Annotated in this window: 1 protein-coding gene; it reads right to left on the bottom strand. The window is 35.0% G+C overall.

Going from position 1 to position 518, the window contains the following annotated elements; all coding sequences use genetic code 11:
* On the bottom strand, nt 1-518 hold a 518-nt coding region (locus AC1DUA_RS40355), incomplete at both ends, for an abortive infection system antitoxin AbiGi family protein (RefSeq protein ID WP_477504981.1).

Here is a 518-nt window from a genome sequence, read left to right as displayed (position 1 = left end):
AAATTTTAATTTCCCAAAAATTCTCCATTCGCGTTCCATATAGTAATTGTCTGGATCATTAAATTGTTTACTTGAATCAAATGGTTTCAGATATGCAAATAAGCGGGCAAAGAATGCGTCTACTTCAAGTGCTTGATCTACTTTTTTTTCAATTTGAGCTTTAAGGTCAGGATTATTCTCCTTAATCAAATCTGATTGTAGGTTATGAATATGCGGGAGAATAAAGTCGTAATAAAGATGTATGCTTTCCAGATAGTCTCTCCCAAAGGTACGTCCATCACTTCTAATTGCTTCATTAGCGATATAAAATAYAGGGCTTGCCCCATTTTTAACCAAGAACTCCCTTTTAAACGAAACACCAAATCTGCTGTATTTATTCATATGAATTGCAAGATCAGAGATCGGTATATCTGCAAAACAGATTATATCTGCGCGTATCATTTCTTCAACACTTGGACCGTGGGATCGAGTAGTCATGATAGTATCAATATTCGGATCAAAAGGACTATGTAAAATCC

The sequence above is a fragment of the Paenibacillus sp. 01T422 genome (assembly GCF_056398785.1).
This window is presented reverse-complemented; position numbering and strand designations above follow the sequence as displayed.